This window comes from Methylobacter sp. (genome assembly GCF_030680395.1).
Lineage (GTDB): Bacteria > Pseudomonadota > Gammaproteobacteria > Methylococcales > Methylomonadaceae > Methylobacter_A.
On sequence record NZ_JAUXVR010000009.1, the window covers coordinates 29,536 to 43,923 of the forward strand.

Here is a 14,388-nt window from a genome sequence, read left to right on the forward strand (position 1 = left end):
TGCCATCGATTGAATCTAGGGCATGTAAATCAAAGACTTGCAAATTGACCGAATAGGGCGCGTCATTGTGACGAACGGTGGTAAAAAGAAAAGGGGAAACGGTTGTTTCAGGTCAAGAGCCTGAGATCGATCCCCCTATAGAACCGAAAAATTCAATTCTTGATTCTGTAAATAACAAACCCCGGTTAGCCAGGTTGCTGCCTGACATCTCAGGGACCACATACTTGTAATTCAGAAACTCAGGTCAGAAAGAAAAAACGAAAACCCAGCAGGGCTACTCGCTGACCTATCATCAAACGAAGTTGACGAAGAATCTGGACGACCGTTTACGGGGCTTTAACAGTATAACAGCAATCATTCAGCCTGTTAAATTGAGAATCGTAGGCAATAGGCATATGCATCGTCATAATGTCGAGTTCAATAAAATCAAAGGAATAGCATGTTTGCTACGTCTTTCCTGTTAACCTTCTGCAAATTTGCAGAAGGTTTAACGTCTGTTCTTGAAGAATGGAGGGGGTTACATCCGTTGTTACCTCTACTTGTTGATAGGACAGCTTGATTTTGCTGGGGTACGCTGATTTGACGTACCCAAATATTTCAATGACTTATATTTTTCGCATTGATTGGTGGTTTAATTGTGATACGCTTTTACCACCACTTTGTATTCTCTTATTCATCTTGACGAACCTCGGTGAAGCTCTATATAGACAACATGTCGAGTTGAATAAAACCAGTACCTTGAGCAAATAAATATTAGTTGTTAATGCTTGAACTTTGATCGCCCAGTTGCTTTGCTCCAGTGCCCCGCTTGGGCGACCCTCACCGGCTTCATTTGAGGGTAGCGCCACAAAGGATGTCTGATTACCGGAATCGGGGGTAGATGTCTCGGACTTCCGCCAAAGCAACCAAATCCAGACACCGCCGTTGGCATTGCCGTCTTGTTTTTAAAATGTCGGAAATCCCGACATCGATTGATTTTATTATGTTTTTTTAAATACGGTTTGCGGCCTTATTTTAAACATGGGCTGCACCCACATTTACCTTTTAGGTGATGGCTGAAAACTCAACCATCAAAATACTTACCCCCTTCCCGACATGCCCCCTGTCACGATATGAGCTATACCCCGATCCCTGACATCCTGCCCTACATCGGGAGCTGGCATGTTTACGGAAATACTTCTGTTTAAATCACTACCCAGCGGCTGTATTATCGGCGGCGCTTCAGCAATGGGCGGCGGCGGTGCAAATGTCGGCACTTTTGGCATTGATGTCGAAGCCGTTTGTACTTGGGTGTTTACCGGACCCGCTGCCAGTTGATGATATAGCGGCATATAGTTTGCGTTTATGGCATTGTATCGACCGCCTTGAGTTGGATCGTCGGACGTTGAGGCTACGGCGGGGGCTGGAGTTTCGGCAAGATGCTCATCTTTTGCTAATTTTGCGTTGATCGCGTCAACCGTTTCTGTCATAGCGGTAGCTGCTTGTTTTGCGTATGTCGCCGTCGATGTTCCGTTACCATCTGTGCTTTCAATGCCGTTTTTAAACAACTTATTCGCGCCGCCCACGCCTTTCAAATGCGCAGCTTTAGAATATCCGGCTATCTTTTCAGCAGAATCGCTATTAGAAATAGCTCCACTCCTAATTCCGCCAGCAACATTTTTATTGGTGTATTTGACGAACGCCTTATCTTGCGCCCCTTTATCTTGCAAAAAGGAATCTAATCCGCCTTCGGTATTCCAGTTAGATTTATCACGTAAAAACGCCTCATGCCCTCCAATTTCTCCGCGTGAATTGCGTTTTTTGTACCAATCTTTACCGGATGCTTTTTTGGCTTCTTCCAGCTTGTCTTGCTTTACCAATCCACTTTCTACCAGAGCTTCGGCTCCAAACTGATATTGGCCGAAATAACCTTGTTTATTATCTGCGTCTATTTTACCGCCGCTCTCTGTTTTTGACGTATTCGCGGCTAATGCTCTTGTTTGAACATCGCTAAGCCCGGTGATTTGATCTCCGCCTTGGAAATTTAGCGCCGCCTCGACTTCGTTAAATTTAGCGCGTCTGGATATATTGCTAGCGCCCTCTTTTATCTTATCCCAGGCATTGCCCAGCGCCTCGGTGGTTTTCGGTGAACTTTTCTGTACTGCATCAACCGCCTCGTTGGCGGTGTTTTTCGCTATATCGGCACCGGCATTAACGGTTTCTTTTGTGGCCTCTACCGCTTTTTCGCCTGCGTCAACAACGGGTTTTAAGATAGCCGGAATATCGATACCGAACTTGTCTTTAAGGAACCCTGTAAAAGCATCCCAAGACGACACCATGCCGTTAATTAGGCTATCGAAACCACCTTTTACAGTATCCCAGCCCTTACCGATTGATTCCGTTATCGGTGCAAATGCGGTAACGACAACATCCCATCCGGCAATAAGCTTAGCCCCGACCTCACCAAAGAACTTCTGTCCACTCTCCGTAAATAAGCCCCAGGCAATCGCTGAAGCCGCGCCAATAGCCAAGCCGATAGGCGAAAAAATAATACCAAGAACAGAGCCTATACCGGTAAGAAGTGCGCCACCCAGTCCGGTAATAGCCGCCATAATCCATGGTGAAATACTGCCTAACAACCCGCCAAGAAAGCTTTGATCACCATCGCCACCACCGCCTGGGTTGTCTTCTATATTATGCAGGCTCCTATTAGCCGCCCGGTTGAATACGGATTCATCTTTTCTAAAAAGATTCAGCTCCTTGAATATTTTCTTGTACCAGCGCTCTTTTTTGTCGCCACCGCCGCCGGTAAATATTTCGTAACCACGGCGCATGGGTTCAGCGACTTCCTGGAACGCCTTTATAGTAGGATCGGCCTCTTCGACGCCATTGGTAGACTCTTTTACCGCTGTGGTAATACTGTTTGCAACGTTACTTAGAAAACTACTCTGGTCTTTCTTTTTCTTTTTATCTTCTGGGTCTTCATCAGGCGTATCTGTTGGACTTGATGCTTGATTACCTGAACTCCTGTTACCGGAAAATCTGCCTGAAGCATCGCGACCTCTCCCGTTTGGGATGACGGTTCCCCCTGGGCTTTCCGGCGGAAATACACTACTGGATGTACTGCTACTTCTTGGCCTATTTGGAGTTGCCACGCCGCTATTGTCGGCACTGCTTTGTCCGCTTGCCGACGAACCCCTATTGCGCGCATTACTGCCGCCGCTGGAGCTTCTTGAATGATTGTTATCGCGAACATTCGCAACCGCTCCGAGCAGCGAGCGTTTAATGTCTCGAACATCTATTCTTATCTGCTTGAGCTGATCAACGGCTCTACTTAAATCTACCGGGTTGCCGGTTAAAAAACCTTGTGAATCGGATTGAAGTGCCATTGTTTTACCTTTAATATTTTGTTAATTGATTAAAAAGGGTCATGCTCGATTAAAATGCCAAGCCTTTCGCGCCTACCGATTAACATTTGGTCGCGTTTGGCGGCTTCTTCAAGAGCTTTTTCATAAATACCATCCAGCACTTCTTTTGCCGGAAATACATTCAGGTTGATTTCTTGCGGATCAATCGTTATTGCCGACCTTCCGAAGCCCCGGTCCAGAATTTCTTTGCAGGCTCCTAATACGATATTAGGCGGCGTTTCTTCGTTTCTGATTAGCGTGGTAAGGACATTAAGAGCCTCTTCACCGTACTCGGCTGCGACTTGCTTTAACTTAAACGTCAGCTTATTGGGAACGTTCTTTTTGCGCCCGGCCCCCAACCGCTTGCCGCCGCGCTTTGAATTGCTTGTTTTAGATGTCATTTGATATAGTTTTCTATTTATTCAAACCGAAAAAAGCTGTGCTTATCAAGCTGGGCGTAGGCTGTGGCTGGTTTTGATTTTATTCATCAAGCAAGCCGCGCTCGATCAACACTTGCCGCTGGCGCTCTCTCGCGTTCGCCATTCTATCGACGAATTCAGTTTCAAGTTTCTGCATTAGCTCTGGGTCCATTTTGGCGCTATGCTGCGCTTCTATATGGACTGCCGGTCTACCATATCCGCGATCGAGGATCTTATCAGCCGCTTGGAGCCTTGTTGCCGCCGGCGCTTCTGAATCTCTCATAATCTCGACAAAAACCTGGATCGCCTCCTCGGTGTACTCGGCTGCTTTATTTTTTAAATCAACCGTAACCTTGTTTTTGGTTCCTTTTTTTCGGCCTGCGCCTTGCCGTCTACCGCCTCGTTTTTGTTCTGTCACCTGAGCCTCCTTTTAGTTGATAATTTGCTTGATTGAGCTGTGATACTCGGCCAATTGCTTTGCAATTTTGTTGGCTTCCTGGGTGGTTTCATTAGCCATTCTGAGTAGTTTTGCGCCTAGTTTTAGCTCATTGTCGAAGCCAGGGTTTAGACAGCGAAACCGGGTTACCAAGTCTTTAAATTCGACGGTTTGTTTTAAGTTGATTGATACCGCGTTTTCAATGTTTGATACATGGCCGTATAGCTGCCGGATTGGGTTATTTTGGACTGACTGGCTTTGTTGTATTGCTCTTTCGATTTGGCTTTGCAGCGCCTCGGCGTGAAGACATTCCCAACTGTCAGCGAGCCCAAGAAGATAGTCAGAAGAGACTTCATAGACTTGTGATGCTTTTGGGATGAGCCAAAATGGAATTGAATTGGTATCGCTGGCCAATTCGACTTTGTTCAATTTTGATGAATTTGAATAGCCTAACCGCTTTGCGGCTACGATTTGACTAAAGCCGCATAATTCGCGGGCCGTGCGCATTCTCACTCCGAATGTTTTTACTAGTTCCGATGTGTGTGCGGGTGTTGTAGCCATGGTTAACCTTTAGACTGTTTGATTTTTTGGTTCTTGAGATGGATAGTTGCTCAGCACTTCAAACGGCAAAATACCGTGTCGAATTAACTGACAAACTGCCTCGTGCGCTGCCTTGTCGGCTAGATCAAGACATTTAATTACCGGAGCGCCGCCGTGCATGCTGTCGAAGCTGGGATTTAGTTCCCAAAAGCGCAAAAGCGCGTCATAAACGGCTCTAATCGCCGGTGCTAGTACAGTGGCGGCCTCGGACAAGGCGGTTATCCGGCTATCTTGCTCAACCAGTTTTGTTGCTACTTTGGCTTGCTCTGTTATGAGCAAACTCTGTAAATGGGCTGAAAAATCCCTTTCCCTGCGAACTTCTTGGCACAACTCCCAGTCGTTGGTCTCTCCGAAGAGAAAATCGACAGACACGCCGTATATTTCCGCCGCTTTTTTGATTGTAGATAAGGGGATTGTGTAAATGCCATCCTCCAAGGCGGTCAGCTCGGCAGCGGGAACGCCGAGCCAATTGGCTACTTGGTAGTCATGAATCCCGGCTAGGCCGCGCGCCTCTTTCAATCGCGCGGAAACGGTTTTTAAAACTGCAATTTCAGCTTTGCTCTGCGGCTGAACAAGCAGGGTTTGTTCAGTGCCTGTCATCATGCTTGGTGGTTTTGCTGTTGATGTTGAAGATAGGGCTCAAGTTTTGCGCCATCAAGCAGCTTTTCGTCACATAACAGCGGGTCTGATAAGAACTCTTCCAGATTTTTTAGTTCGACTTTCAGGGCGGCGACATTGGCCGTATGTTCGTCAATTTCGGCTTGTGGATATGGGGAAATTGCTTTGGCTTGTTTGTCGTCAAAGCCCTGTTTTTCGAGCACTTCAATTTGCATTTTATGACGCTCAATTAGGTTTTGAATCGTTTTTTCATCTAGAAAGATGTCCTGCGGGATTGCACAGACTCTTGAAACCGCTGCGTTTACCAGGTCAACCGGACGCGCCTCAAATTGGTTTTTAGCTTGGCTGACAACCACCTCGGCCTCACTGACGATGGCATCAAGAAAGTCGATAAAGTCATTTACTTTTTGCGCCTTTACCGGGCATTGGCCTAAGACAGCAAGGTCTATTTTTTTTATGGCGGTGGTAACTCCCATGATAGTTTCGACGGTGCGTTTAGCGTTTTTAAAATCTGCCATGTTGATTTTTTGATCCATTATTTTGCCCTTTTTTGATAATTGCTAAGTGAGATAGATTTTAAATTGATTTATTTGCCCATCTTTCGGGATTTTCCGTTTTTTGAAAATTAGTGAATGGCTTCGCCCGGATTGCGTTGATAGTTCACGGTGCCCTCGCACGCAAGGTCGGACACGAGTAGTAAAAATTGTGTGAAGTGCTCCAGGTCATTGTTATTTTTGAATTTCAGATGACCGCTTTCGATAAGCCCAATGATGTTCTTGGTTGATTCATGAAGATAATCTCTAAGCTTTTCTTCCGTGCTGATGTCTACCGGCATTGCTGGTTTGTTTTTCATTTTTAGCTTGCTGTTTTGAAATGGTTGATACAAAACCAGTTGTCGCTACCCTTGGTTCCATTGCTCAGCGTCCCTGTATCGCGACAGCCGTTGACTACACATAAGTGCTCGGGTTGAGCGTATCGGCGTTTGATGTTGTATCCATGCAGGATAAGCACGGCTTCATTGTTCCTAAGCGCTTCAGCTTTGCGCGCCATCCACGCCGTCTTGTCTTCTTTGCTGTCAGTTCTTGAAGCTGCTTTAGCCTTGGCTAAAAGCGCAAGTGGGTCACAGATTATTGTTGGTGCGGGCAATGCGGCAATGCTTTCGGCTTCAACTTTGTTAGCAGCTAGTTTTTTATTGCGCTTAACCGCCTCTAGGACGCTTTCCACTATTCCCGGTACGGTAGGGCAGAATTTTGTATTTCGCTCAGCACAGAGTTCGTAGCCGTTGACAATCGCATCAATCGGCAAATCTTTAAGCTTTTGGTAAAGTCGCCGCTTGTAGTTTTTTAAAACCTCCGCGTCACGGAATTGTTTTATAAACGTTTGACCGTAGTCGGCCTCCATCGCATTTATCATACTGACAATGGTTTTTGCCAGAGGATCGGATTCAATCCGATCAGAAGTCGGTGCTATTCCATTCATCTCTGCTAATTCCTGTGGGTTGATTACTTGAGGATGTTTTTGAGTTGGTAAGCCATTCAGCCTTAAACCCTTGCCAGTTGCGTTCGACGCAAATACGAACTGCTTCAGCAACAGATATTCCAGCTGCCTCAGCCTCCCTCTCGATTCCATCAAGCACCGTCTTGGTAAGTGGCGCTTTTTTTGCCTTTCTGGCTTTTAAGAAGTCATCTGCCAGCTGTTCATCGACCCCGGCTTTTTTTAACAAGTCAATGTCAGACGTTTTTGGTGCTTTATTAATTGATAGGTTCTTTGAAAGGTTCCTTGTTAGGTTATTGATAGATTCCGTGTCCCGTTTTTGGGACTCTTTCGAGGGAAAAACGGTACTGTTTCATCGGAAAAAGGGAACTGTTCCGGTTTGGGAACCGTTCCGCTTTTGGTATCGTTGTCATCCTCCAATTCATCAGCTTGGCTTCTTGATACGACACCGATTAATCGATAAACAATCACCTGTCCAGTAAGCCCCTTTCGTTTCCCTGTATCCGTCATCAGTCCACAATCACACAAAGCCTTGACCGACCTAATAACGGTCTTTCGATCCAGGTTAGTGTCTTCACAAAGCCTTTTGATACTTGGGTAACATTCATGGGTCTCACCCGCTCTGTCAGACATTGAGAGTAAAACAAGCTTTGCGGTCGGTTTTATCTCTCTTTGCAACCATGCCCAACGGGTCGCATCAGTGCTCATCTCTGAGCCTCCGCTCCAGTTCATCAATCGCCGCGATAAATTTATATAACCTTCCATCTAATTCTTTTCTCAAGACAATCAGTTTTGATGGATCAATAAAATAAACTTTGTAATGCGTTCTGCGACCCGAATACTTAGCGATGCCGCCAGGTCTGACCTCATCCAAAATCGGCCAGCCAGCGCATCTCAATTTGTAAACTGGATGACGCAAGCAGTAGCTGCGAGTGTCGGTCATAAAGTCCAAATGGCTGATTTTTTCGCCCTTTAGCATCATGCCCAGGGCGGCTCCGCCCAAGGATTGAATGACAGGTAATTTTGGGGGGTTCATTGCGCAACCCGCGCTACTTCCAGCGAGACAACAAGCGCCTTTATCTCGTTGTCGGACTTACCAGCTACGCGTGCTTGATTGATCGCCACGATTTCACTTTGAGGCCATGCTGATCTATCGCCGCCAATCTTCACCGGGCGAGTCATCAGGCCTTTCTCAATATCCCGGTAAATTGTTGTTCTCGATTTCCCGGTCGCCTGCTTAACGATAGGGAGTCGCACTAATGAATCAATAGCGGCGGGTAAAATACTGTTTGTTATAGCCACGTTACTTCCTCGTAAGGTGTGCGCCGTATCGGAATCGATACGGACTGTGGCTAAACTTTAGCGCTTGTTTTTATGCTTGTAACGTGGGTAAGGGGGGGTAAAGGTAGGTATTATAGGTAGGCAAAATAATCTTCATGTAATTGAAATTTAACCAAAAACATTCCTTAAAAAAACTTCTCCTTTTTTACTCATTGCATGTTGGTTAGCGCAAATCATGTCGTCTTTTGCGGCTTTCCAATCCCTTTCAAATTGGTCAATTTTTATCCTTTTGAATCTGGGATAACGGTCCTGTAGCTCTTTAAAAAGTTGCAGTTTAGTAAGTTGTAAATCTAACGGATCAAAGTCAATATTTTTTGTGTTAGCTATCTCTGTCAAGTGATCCATAAATGCTCTAAGGTCATTCAGCCTTAGCTGCTGTGGGGGTGTGTCGACATTACGTGCTGTCGGGTTGGGCGTAGATTCTGATAGTTCATTAAGGGATAATGCCTGATTACTTTCAGTAGCATTAAGCAAGGCTTTGTTGTTGGGCAATACAAAGCTTTCGTCATCCAGCCCGATTGAAGTGAACCTCTGCTTAAGCTCATCTAAGACCTTGCTGCGAATAACAAATTCGCCATCTTTTGGCAGAGTAGAGCCTTGATATTGTGACTGTATTTTTAGCCCACTTATCCGCTCCTCTTCTATCATACTCAACAGTAATTCTGAGTTTTCCTTGCTGGTATTGTTAATAGCATTTTGCCGCCGCTGTTCTTTTAATTTCTCTCTAAAACCGGCTTGATACTCGCTAATATTAAATGAATCTTTAAGCTGGAAAATAATACCGTCATCTCCTTCAAGAAAAGCCTTATAACAACCCGGGCGCTTGGCCGATGTCTTTCCTGTCATATTCCAAAGCATTTTCTCAACTTCAAAATAATTACCTTGGAACATAGGCACATCCAATAAACCAATTATTGATACCCATTCCTTATCTTGCAGGATTAAGCTCCCTTCTTCGCCAATATTACACGGGGCGGCCCAAGTCCCATTTATCAAAAAAAATGACAATTTAATCTCCCGGCCTAAAGCCATTCGCAAAATGTCGGCTTCTGCAACATTTTCCCCATATGCGTTGGTAAGCCACTCCGCCGCTTCTGGAAGTGTTAGGTATGCTTTAAAATTAAAAAGTTTGGAGCTCGTGGGCTTATTCAAAAAAAACACTCCGTTAAGGTGCAATCGTTATAAAAAGTTAACCGGAAGTAGGGTAACGACTCCTGCTTGTTGCCCGCTAAGGCTATCCGGTTAATTCGGGTTATACCGCTTTTCTTAGCGGGGTTACGTTCCAATCTTTGCCCGTTTCGCATGACTCCAGATAATTTGCCCAAAGTTGCAAAGCATTTTTCCGCTCAGCAAAAAAGTCATGCCGGCCATAAGTGCCAGCCACTCCAGATATTTTGTGATTTAGGCAACGCTCACTAATAAATTCATCAATCCCCATTTCTTGTAATTTAGTTTTTGCCGTCCGCCGTAGATCCTGGACAGTAAAATGATTGATGCTGGTTATTTTTTGCAGCGCTACATTAAGCGTGGGCTCGCTGATATGCTTCAATCTATTGTGCTGAGCCTTGCGCGCCGGTAACAGGCAATCGCTATCTGCCGACCTGATAAACAGTTCCTTAAGAGCGTCAACCGCCTGCGTCGGCAATGGAATATCAATGGCCTTCTCGGTTTTTGTTCTATGCTTTTCCAGCGTCCATATGGCACCATTAAGATCAAATTCAGACTTCAACGCCTTAATCAGCTCGCATTTTCTAACACAAAGAATTAACAGTAATTTAACGGTTAAATAGTTGTCTCTACCAAAACCTTTTGCTGTTGCCATATCATTAAAAAGCGACTCCAATTCCACGCGCCCCAGGTTACGCTCGCGTGGTTTGTGTTCACCTCCGGCATAGCTTCTATCTAGCCATTGTGCTGGGTTGTGGGGAATGATGTTTAGTGCTACCGCATAACCAAAAGCCATGCGTGTGTGCTCTCTCAGTTTATTAGTGCTGGCCGGATGTCCACGCAGAAGGTCTTTTTGATACATGGAGCTAATGTGTTTACTGGTCACGTCCTCAACCAACATTTTACCCAGAGCTGCATTTAGTCGGTTTAGGTGTCCTAATGCCTGTTTAGGCCTTTCAAGCCTGGGAAGAACACGCGCCTTGTAATAGCGCTCAATTAACATCGCCACTGTAATACGGTTCTTTTCAGCTTCAATATGGGCCACAGCTGCGGTTTTACGTATTTGTTTCTCTCCTGCGACATCATGTCCCAAAGACACGTGGGCGCTTAATTCTTTAGCCTTACGCCGGGCGTCGGAAAGCGACAAATCCTTATAGGAACCGATAAACATTTGGCGTTGTTTGCCAGCCAACCGATAACGGTATCGCCACATCGGAGCAGCCATTTCTTTACGGTAGCAAAGATAAAGGCCGCCACCATCAGCTCGACCTTCAAAGTGTTCACCTTTATTGATCCAGGCTTTAATTTGGATGTCAGTTAATTTAGCCATTTTATCTCCGATGTGTACCAGGAATTTTGCTACACTCTTTTAGTTATGCTGCTTATAGCGATTATTGCGTACCAAATGAGTACCAAGAGAATTTGGTACACGCCTTGGTACATATTTATTGTGCGCTTATATGGGATTGCTTGCAACAGCTAGAAACAAGAAACCCTCTAAATACGCGGGCTTCGTAGGGGACAGCGGTTTGATTGGGAGCGACTGAAACAATATTTTATATTCTCAGTCAGAATATTAAGTTAAACTGATTATTCAACCATTTTCAAGTCTTGCTTTCAGTTTCTGAGGATAAATAGTGTCATGGCATTTCAGCTACATCCACGCTTGGATCAGGATTGCATAACTATCGGCCGTTTTGAGTTATGTCGTTTATTAATGATGAATGACAGCCAGTATCCCTGGTTTATACTGGTTCCGGAACGGACGGGCTTGCAGGAAATTTATCAATTGAGCAGAGCCGAGCGTGAATTGCTGACCGAAGAATCCAGCTATCTTGCCGAAAATCTGGCAGCGCTTTATAAAGCTGACAAAATGAATATTGCCGCAATAGGCAATATGGTCCCGCAACTGCATATCCACCACATAGTCCGCTATCAGACCGATAAAGCCTGGCCTGCGCCGGTCTGGGGGAAGTTCACTGCTGAGCCTTACACAGACCGGCAAATTGCAGACACCTTAACTCGCGTTAAAGCTCAGTTGGGAATGTAAAACAGGCACAAGACCTTTCGCCTTATGCCTTAAAAATCTTAATCAACCAAAAACTCGGTAAAATAGGCCTCTTTAAAACCTTCGGTATGTTTAGCCTCGCCCTCTTCGGAATCCTCTTTCTCAGCGGGCGCGCCGTGTCCTTTGTCACCTTCCTCCATCTTTTCCAGTGTCTTACGAATAACAGCAGTGGTTTCCTGACGCAATGCTTCGCGCTGTTCCATGGTTTGCAATCCTTCAGACGGCCTACCGCTGTATAACATGATTAATTCGTGCCTTAATGCAGGCATGTGCTTTTTTACCGCCGCAATAGTGCCGGCGCCTTCAACCAATAGTTGAACATTAATCAGCAAAAACTTTTTTGGTTCCGCCAAATTAACGGTAAACTTGGGAGTCATTTCCATGTATTTTGCACCGGCTTCCGCTTCCGATTCTTTTGCCCCTTCATTTGCAACAGCAACAGACATAAACAAAAGACTTAATACTACAATTAATAAACGCATAACAGACTCCGTGTAACTGGAAAATAATGGTCTAGTATAAGGCCAAGCCCATCAATTTTAAAACCAATCCAAGTACTGACAAGGCAATGACAACTAATCTCCCGATCGGCCCGATAATGCTCGATGTTGCCGGCTTAACCCTGGCCCAAGACGAAAAAGAAAAAATAAACCATCCCAATACAGGGGCGGTCATCCTTTTTTCGCGTAATTATCAAAATCCCGAACAAGTGACCGAGCTGATTAACAGTATCCGCGCCGCGCGTAATGGCGACATACTGATCGCCGTCGATCAGGAAGGCGGCAGAGTACAACGCTTTCAACAAGGTTTCACGCGCTTGCCACCTGCCTCAAGCTACGCACAAAGCCCTGAATTGGCGGAACCGGCAGGCTGGTTGATGGCCGCCGAATTACTGGCTGTCGGTGTCGATTTCAGCTTTGCGCCGGTGTTGGATATTGATTGCGGCGTCAGCGAAATCATCGGCAACCGTTCATTTTCAACCGATCCGGCACTTGCAACACGTCTTTCAAGCCTGTTCAGGAAGGGCATGAATGAGGCTGGCATGGCCGCAACCGGCAAGCATTTCCCCGGACACGGTGCAGTGGCTTTGGACTCGCACCTGACCTTGCCGGTTGACGAAAGAGATCTGGACAGCATCCGGGCAAAAGACTTGACGCCCTTTAAACAACTGATCGAGGAAGGTCTGGAAGGCATTATGCCTGCGCATGTGGTCTATCCGAAAATAGATCCGAATCCGGCCGGTTTCTCGCCGTTCTGGATACAGCAGATATTACGCAAGGAATTAAACTTTAACGGCACGGTGTTCAGCGACGATTTAAGCATGGAAGGCGCGGCATCGGTCGGCGACTTCCCGGAACGCGCCAGACTGGCCCAACTTGCAGGATGCGACATGATCCTGGTCTGCAACAACCCGGCGGCCGCCGGGCAGGTACTGGATGCCTTGCCGATAACCCGGAATCCCATCAGAGAGCAACGACTGGGCAGGATGCAAGGCAAACCGCAAATGCACCGCGAACAGCTGATGCAATCCGAAAAATGGCAGCAGTTATCAACCCTCATCATCAACCACACCCTATAAACATGCTTGAAGAAATCAAACACGTCCAGGCAACGGCCGATTTGCTGCACAGCGAACAGGAAGTTGAAGCCGCCATCGATAACATGGCTCAGGAAATCAATATCACGCTTGCCGATCGCAACCCGTTATTACTCTGCGTTATAAACGGAGGCATCGTTACTTTCGGCAAATTACTGACCCGATTAACCATCCCGTTAACCATTGACTCTATTCATGCCAGCCGTTATCAAAACCAGACTTCAGGCGGCAGTATCAAATGGCTGGTTAAACCGGAAACTCCGCTTAAAGACCGCACTGTGCTTATCGTTGACGACATTCTCGATGAAGGCATTACTCTTGAGGCTATCTATGAATACTGCCGGGAACAAGGCGCGACAGCTGTCTACAGCGCCGTGTTAGTGGATAAAATCCTCGGCCATGAAAAACCATTAACTGCGGATTTTATCGGACTGAAAGTGGAAAACCGTTATTTGTTCGGCTACGGTATGGACTACAAAGGCTATTTACGCAACTCACCGGGCATTTACGCCTGCAAGGAATAAACATCATGACTCAATTAGCCATCATTGGCGGCACCGGCCTGACCCAGCTTAGCGATTTAAAAATCATCAAACGCGAACAACTGAGCACGCCTTACGGTTCGCCATCTGCCGAGTTTGTTACCGGAGAATTGAACAACAGCCAGATTATATTCCTGGCCAGACACGGCAATCCGCATACCATCGCCCCGCACAAAATAAACTACCGGGCCAATATCTGGGGACTTAAACAGCTCGGTGTTGAACAGATCATCGCCGTCGCCGCAGTGGGAGGCATTACCTGCAAAATGGCTCCTGCGCATATCGCCATCCCCGACCAGATTATCGATTACAGTTATGGACGCATGCATACTTTTTTTGAAGACGAAACGGTTACTCACATAGATTTTACCTGTCCGTACAGTCAAAAACTGCGCTCCCGCTTAATTAGCGCCGCTGCCAAAATCAACATAAAAATCAGCCCGATAGGTACCTACGGCTGCACCCAAGGTCCGCGCCTGGAAACCGCCGCAGAAATCCAGCGCATGGAAAGAGACGGCTGCGACCTGGTCGGCATGACCGGTATGCCGGAAGCCGCGTTAGCCAAAGAACTCGGTATGGATTATGCCGCGATCAGCGTAGTCGCCAATTGGGCCGCAGGAAAATCGGAAGGAGAAATAACTATGGAAGAAATTGAGCGGCACCTCCATAAAGGCATGGCGAATACCGCTGAATTACTAAAGGCTTTTTTAGATTAGGTTA

The 14,388-nt window shown here is 46.2% G+C and carries 18 protein-coding genes; 4 read left to right on the top strand and 14 right to left on the bottom strand.

Going from position 1 to position 14,388, the window contains the following annotated elements:
• Positions 1-1,079: 1,079 nt before the first annotated feature.
• From Q8L79_RS05100 to Q8L79_RS05160, 13 genes are all read right to left on the bottom strand, one after another.
• Positions 1,080-3,368: a hypothetical protein gene (locus Q8L79_RS05100; RefSeq protein WP_305268554.1), complete on the bottom strand. Its 2,289-nt coding sequence runs from the start codon at positions 3,366-3,368 to the stop codon at positions 1,080-1,082.
• 29 nt (positions 3,369-3,397) lie between these two features.
• On the bottom strand, positions 3,398-3,787 hold the full coding sequence (locus Q8L79_RS05105; RefSeq protein ID WP_305268556.1) for a hypothetical protein: 390 nt from the start codon (positions 3,785-3,787) through the stop codon (positions 3,398-3,400).
• A gap of 79 nt (positions 3,788-3,866) precedes the next feature.
• Positions 3,867-4,223: a hypothetical protein gene (locus Q8L79_RS05110; RefSeq protein WP_305268558.1), complete on the bottom strand. Its 357-nt coding sequence runs from the start codon at positions 4,221-4,223 to the stop codon at positions 3,867-3,869.
• Positions 4,224-4,235: 12 nt separating this feature from the next.
• The gene (locus Q8L79_RS05115) at positions 4,236-4,748 is read right to left on the bottom strand and encodes a helix-turn-helix transcriptional regulator (protein WP_305268560.1); all 513 of its coding nucleotides are present in this window, start codon (positions 4,746-4,748) and stop codon (positions 4,236-4,238) included.
• Positions 4,749-4,811: 63 nt separating this feature from the next.
• Complete coding sequence (locus Q8L79_RS05120) at positions 4,812-5,444, bottom strand: helix-turn-helix domain-containing protein (protein WP_305268562.1); 633 nt, start codon at positions 5,442-5,444, stop codon at positions 4,812-4,814.
• On the bottom strand, positions 5,441-5,995 hold the full coding sequence (locus tag Q8L79_RS05125) for a hypothetical protein (RefSeq protein ID WP_305268563.1): 555 nt from the start codon (positions 5,993-5,995) through the stop codon (positions 5,441-5,443). The genes Q8L79_RS05120 and Q8L79_RS05125 overlap by 4 nt, the downstream gene beginning before the upstream one ends.
• A gap of 89 nt (positions 5,996-6,084) precedes the next feature.
• Positions 6,085-6,312: a hypothetical protein gene (locus Q8L79_RS05130; RefSeq protein ID WP_305268564.1), complete on the bottom strand. Its 228-nt coding sequence runs from the start codon at positions 6,310-6,312 to the stop codon at positions 6,085-6,087.
• Positions 6,313-6,314: 2 nt separating this feature from the next.
• Positions 6,315-7,049, bottom strand: a complete 735-nt coding sequence (locus Q8L79_RS05135; protein ID WP_305268566.1) for a hypothetical protein — start codon at positions 7,047-7,049, stop codon at positions 6,315-6,317.
• 192 nt (positions 7,050-7,241) lie between these two features.
• The gene (locus tag Q8L79_RS05140) at positions 7,242-7,661 is read right to left on the bottom strand and encodes a helix-turn-helix domain-containing protein (protein WP_305268568.1); all 420 of its coding nucleotides are present in this window, start codon (positions 7,659-7,661) and stop codon (positions 7,242-7,244) included.
• Positions 7,651-7,989, bottom strand: a complete 339-nt coding sequence (locus Q8L79_RS05145) for a hypothetical protein (RefSeq protein WP_305268570.1) — start codon at positions 7,987-7,989, stop codon at positions 7,651-7,653. The genes Q8L79_RS05140 and Q8L79_RS05145 overlap by 11 nt, the downstream gene beginning before the upstream one ends.
• Positions 7,986-8,255 (bottom strand): AlpA family transcriptional regulator, encoded by a 270-nt coding sequence (locus Q8L79_RS05150; RefSeq protein ID WP_305268571.1) that lies wholly within the window; start codon positions 8,253-8,255, stop codon positions 7,986-7,988. The genes Q8L79_RS05145 and Q8L79_RS05150 overlap by 4 nt, the downstream gene beginning before the upstream one ends.
• 147 nt (positions 8,256-8,402) lie before the next feature.
• Positions 8,403-9,446 (bottom strand): hypothetical protein, encoded by a 1,044-nt coding sequence (locus Q8L79_RS05155; protein ID WP_305268572.1) that lies wholly within the window; start codon positions 9,444-9,446, stop codon positions 8,403-8,405.
• 100 nt (positions 9,447-9,546) lie between these two features.
• On the bottom strand, positions 9,547-10,791 hold the full coding sequence (locus Q8L79_RS05160; RefSeq protein WP_305268573.1) for a site-specific integrase: 1,245 nt from the start codon (positions 10,789-10,791) through the stop codon (positions 9,547-9,549).
• 312 nt (positions 10,792-11,103) lie between these two features.
• Here Q8L79_RS05160 and Q8L79_RS05165 point away from each other — a divergent pair, with 312 nt between their 5' ends.
• A complete protein-coding gene (locus Q8L79_RS05165; RefSeq protein WP_305268575.1) occupies positions 11,104-11,511 on the top strand; it encodes an HIT domain-containing protein in 408 nt (135 codons plus the stop codon).
• 38 nt (positions 11,512-11,549) lie between these two features.
• Here Q8L79_RS05165 and fliL read toward each other — a convergent pair whose 3' ends face one another.
• On the bottom strand, positions 11,550-12,011 hold the full coding sequence (gene fliL / locus Q8L79_RS05170) for a flagellar basal body-associated protein FliL (protein WP_305268577.1): 462 nt from the start codon (positions 12,009-12,011) through the stop codon (positions 11,550-11,552).
• Between the two features lie 86 nt (positions 12,012-12,097).
• On the opposite strand from fliL, the gene nagZ reads away from it, so the two are divergent.
• Genes nagZ through Q8L79_RS05185 form a run of 3 tightly spaced genes read left to right on the top strand, consistent with a single transcriptional unit; the run spans position 12,098 to position 14,384 of the window.
• A complete protein-coding gene (gene nagZ / locus Q8L79_RS05175) occupies positions 12,098-13,108 on the top strand; it encodes a beta-N-acetylhexosaminidase (protein ID WP_305268579.1) in 1,011 nt (336 codons plus the stop codon).
• 2 nt (positions 13,109-13,110) lie between these two features.
• On the top strand, positions 13,111-13,650 hold the full coding sequence (locus Q8L79_RS05180) for a hypoxanthine-guanine phosphoribosyltransferase (RefSeq protein WP_305268581.1): 540 nt from the start codon (positions 13,111-13,113) through the stop codon (positions 13,648-13,650).
• A 5-nt stretch (positions 13,651-13,655) separates the two neighbouring features.
• Entirely contained in the window at positions 13,656-14,384 is a 729-nt protein-coding gene (locus tag Q8L79_RS05185; protein WP_305268583.1) for an S-methyl-5'-thioinosine phosphorylase, read from the top strand.
• Positions 14,385-14,388: the final 4 nt, after the last annotated feature.

Bases quoted from the DNA above. Each gene is read 5' to 3' on its own strand.
- Q8L79_RS05145 (WP_305268570.1), bottom strand. From the start codon at position 7,989: ATGAACCCCCCAAAATTACCTGTCATTCAATCCTTGGGCGGAGCCGCC.
- Q8L79_RS05165 (WP_305268575.1), top strand. From the start codon at position 11,104: ATGGCATTTCAGCTACATCCACGCTTGGATCAGGATTGCATAACTATC.
- Q8L79_RS05105 (WP_305268556.1), bottom strand. From the start codon at position 3,787: ATGACATCTAAAACAAGCAATTCAAAGCGCGGCGGCAAGCGGTTGGGG.
- Q8L79_RS05100 (WP_305268554.1), bottom strand. From the start codon at position 3,368: ATGGCACTTCAATCCGATTCACAAGGTTTTTTAACCGGCAACCCGGTA.
- Q8L79_RS05185 (WP_305268583.1), top strand. From the start codon at position 13,656: ATGACTCAATTAGCCATCATTGGCGGCACCGGCCTGACCCAGCTTAGC.
- nagZ (WP_305268579.1), top strand. From the start codon at position 12,098: ATGACAACTAATCTCCCGATCGGCCCGATAATGCTCGATGTTGCCGGC.
- Q8L79_RS05160 (WP_305268573.1), bottom strand. From the start codon at position 10,791: ATGGCTAAATTAACTGACATCCAAATTAAAGCCTGGATCAATAAAGGT.
- Q8L79_RS05120 (WP_305268562.1), bottom strand. From the start codon at position 5,444: ATGATGACAGGCACTGAACAAACCCTGCTTGTTCAGCCGCAGAGCAAA.
- Q8L79_RS05130 (WP_305268564.1), bottom strand. From the start codon at position 6,312: ATGAAAAACAAACCAGCAATGCCGGTAGACATCAGCACGGAAGAAAAG.
- Q8L79_RS05180 (WP_305268581.1), top strand. From the start codon at position 13,111: ATGCTTGAAGAAATCAAACACGTCCAGGCAACGGCCGATTTGCTGCAC.
- Q8L79_RS05140 (WP_305268568.1), bottom strand. From the start codon at position 7,661: ATGAGCACTGATGCGACCCGTTGGGCATGGTTGCAAAGAGAGATAAAA.
- Q8L79_RS05115 (WP_305268560.1), bottom strand. From the start codon at position 4,748: ATGCGCACGGCCCGCGAATTATGCGGCTTTAGTCAAATCGTAGCCGCA.
- fliL (WP_305268577.1), bottom strand. From the start codon at position 12,011: ATGCGTTTATTAATTGTAGTATTAAGTCTTTTGTTTATGTCTGTTGCT.
- Q8L79_RS05125 (WP_305268563.1), bottom strand. From the start codon at position 5,995: ATGGATCAAAAAATCAACATGGCAGATTTTAAAAACGCTAAACGCACC.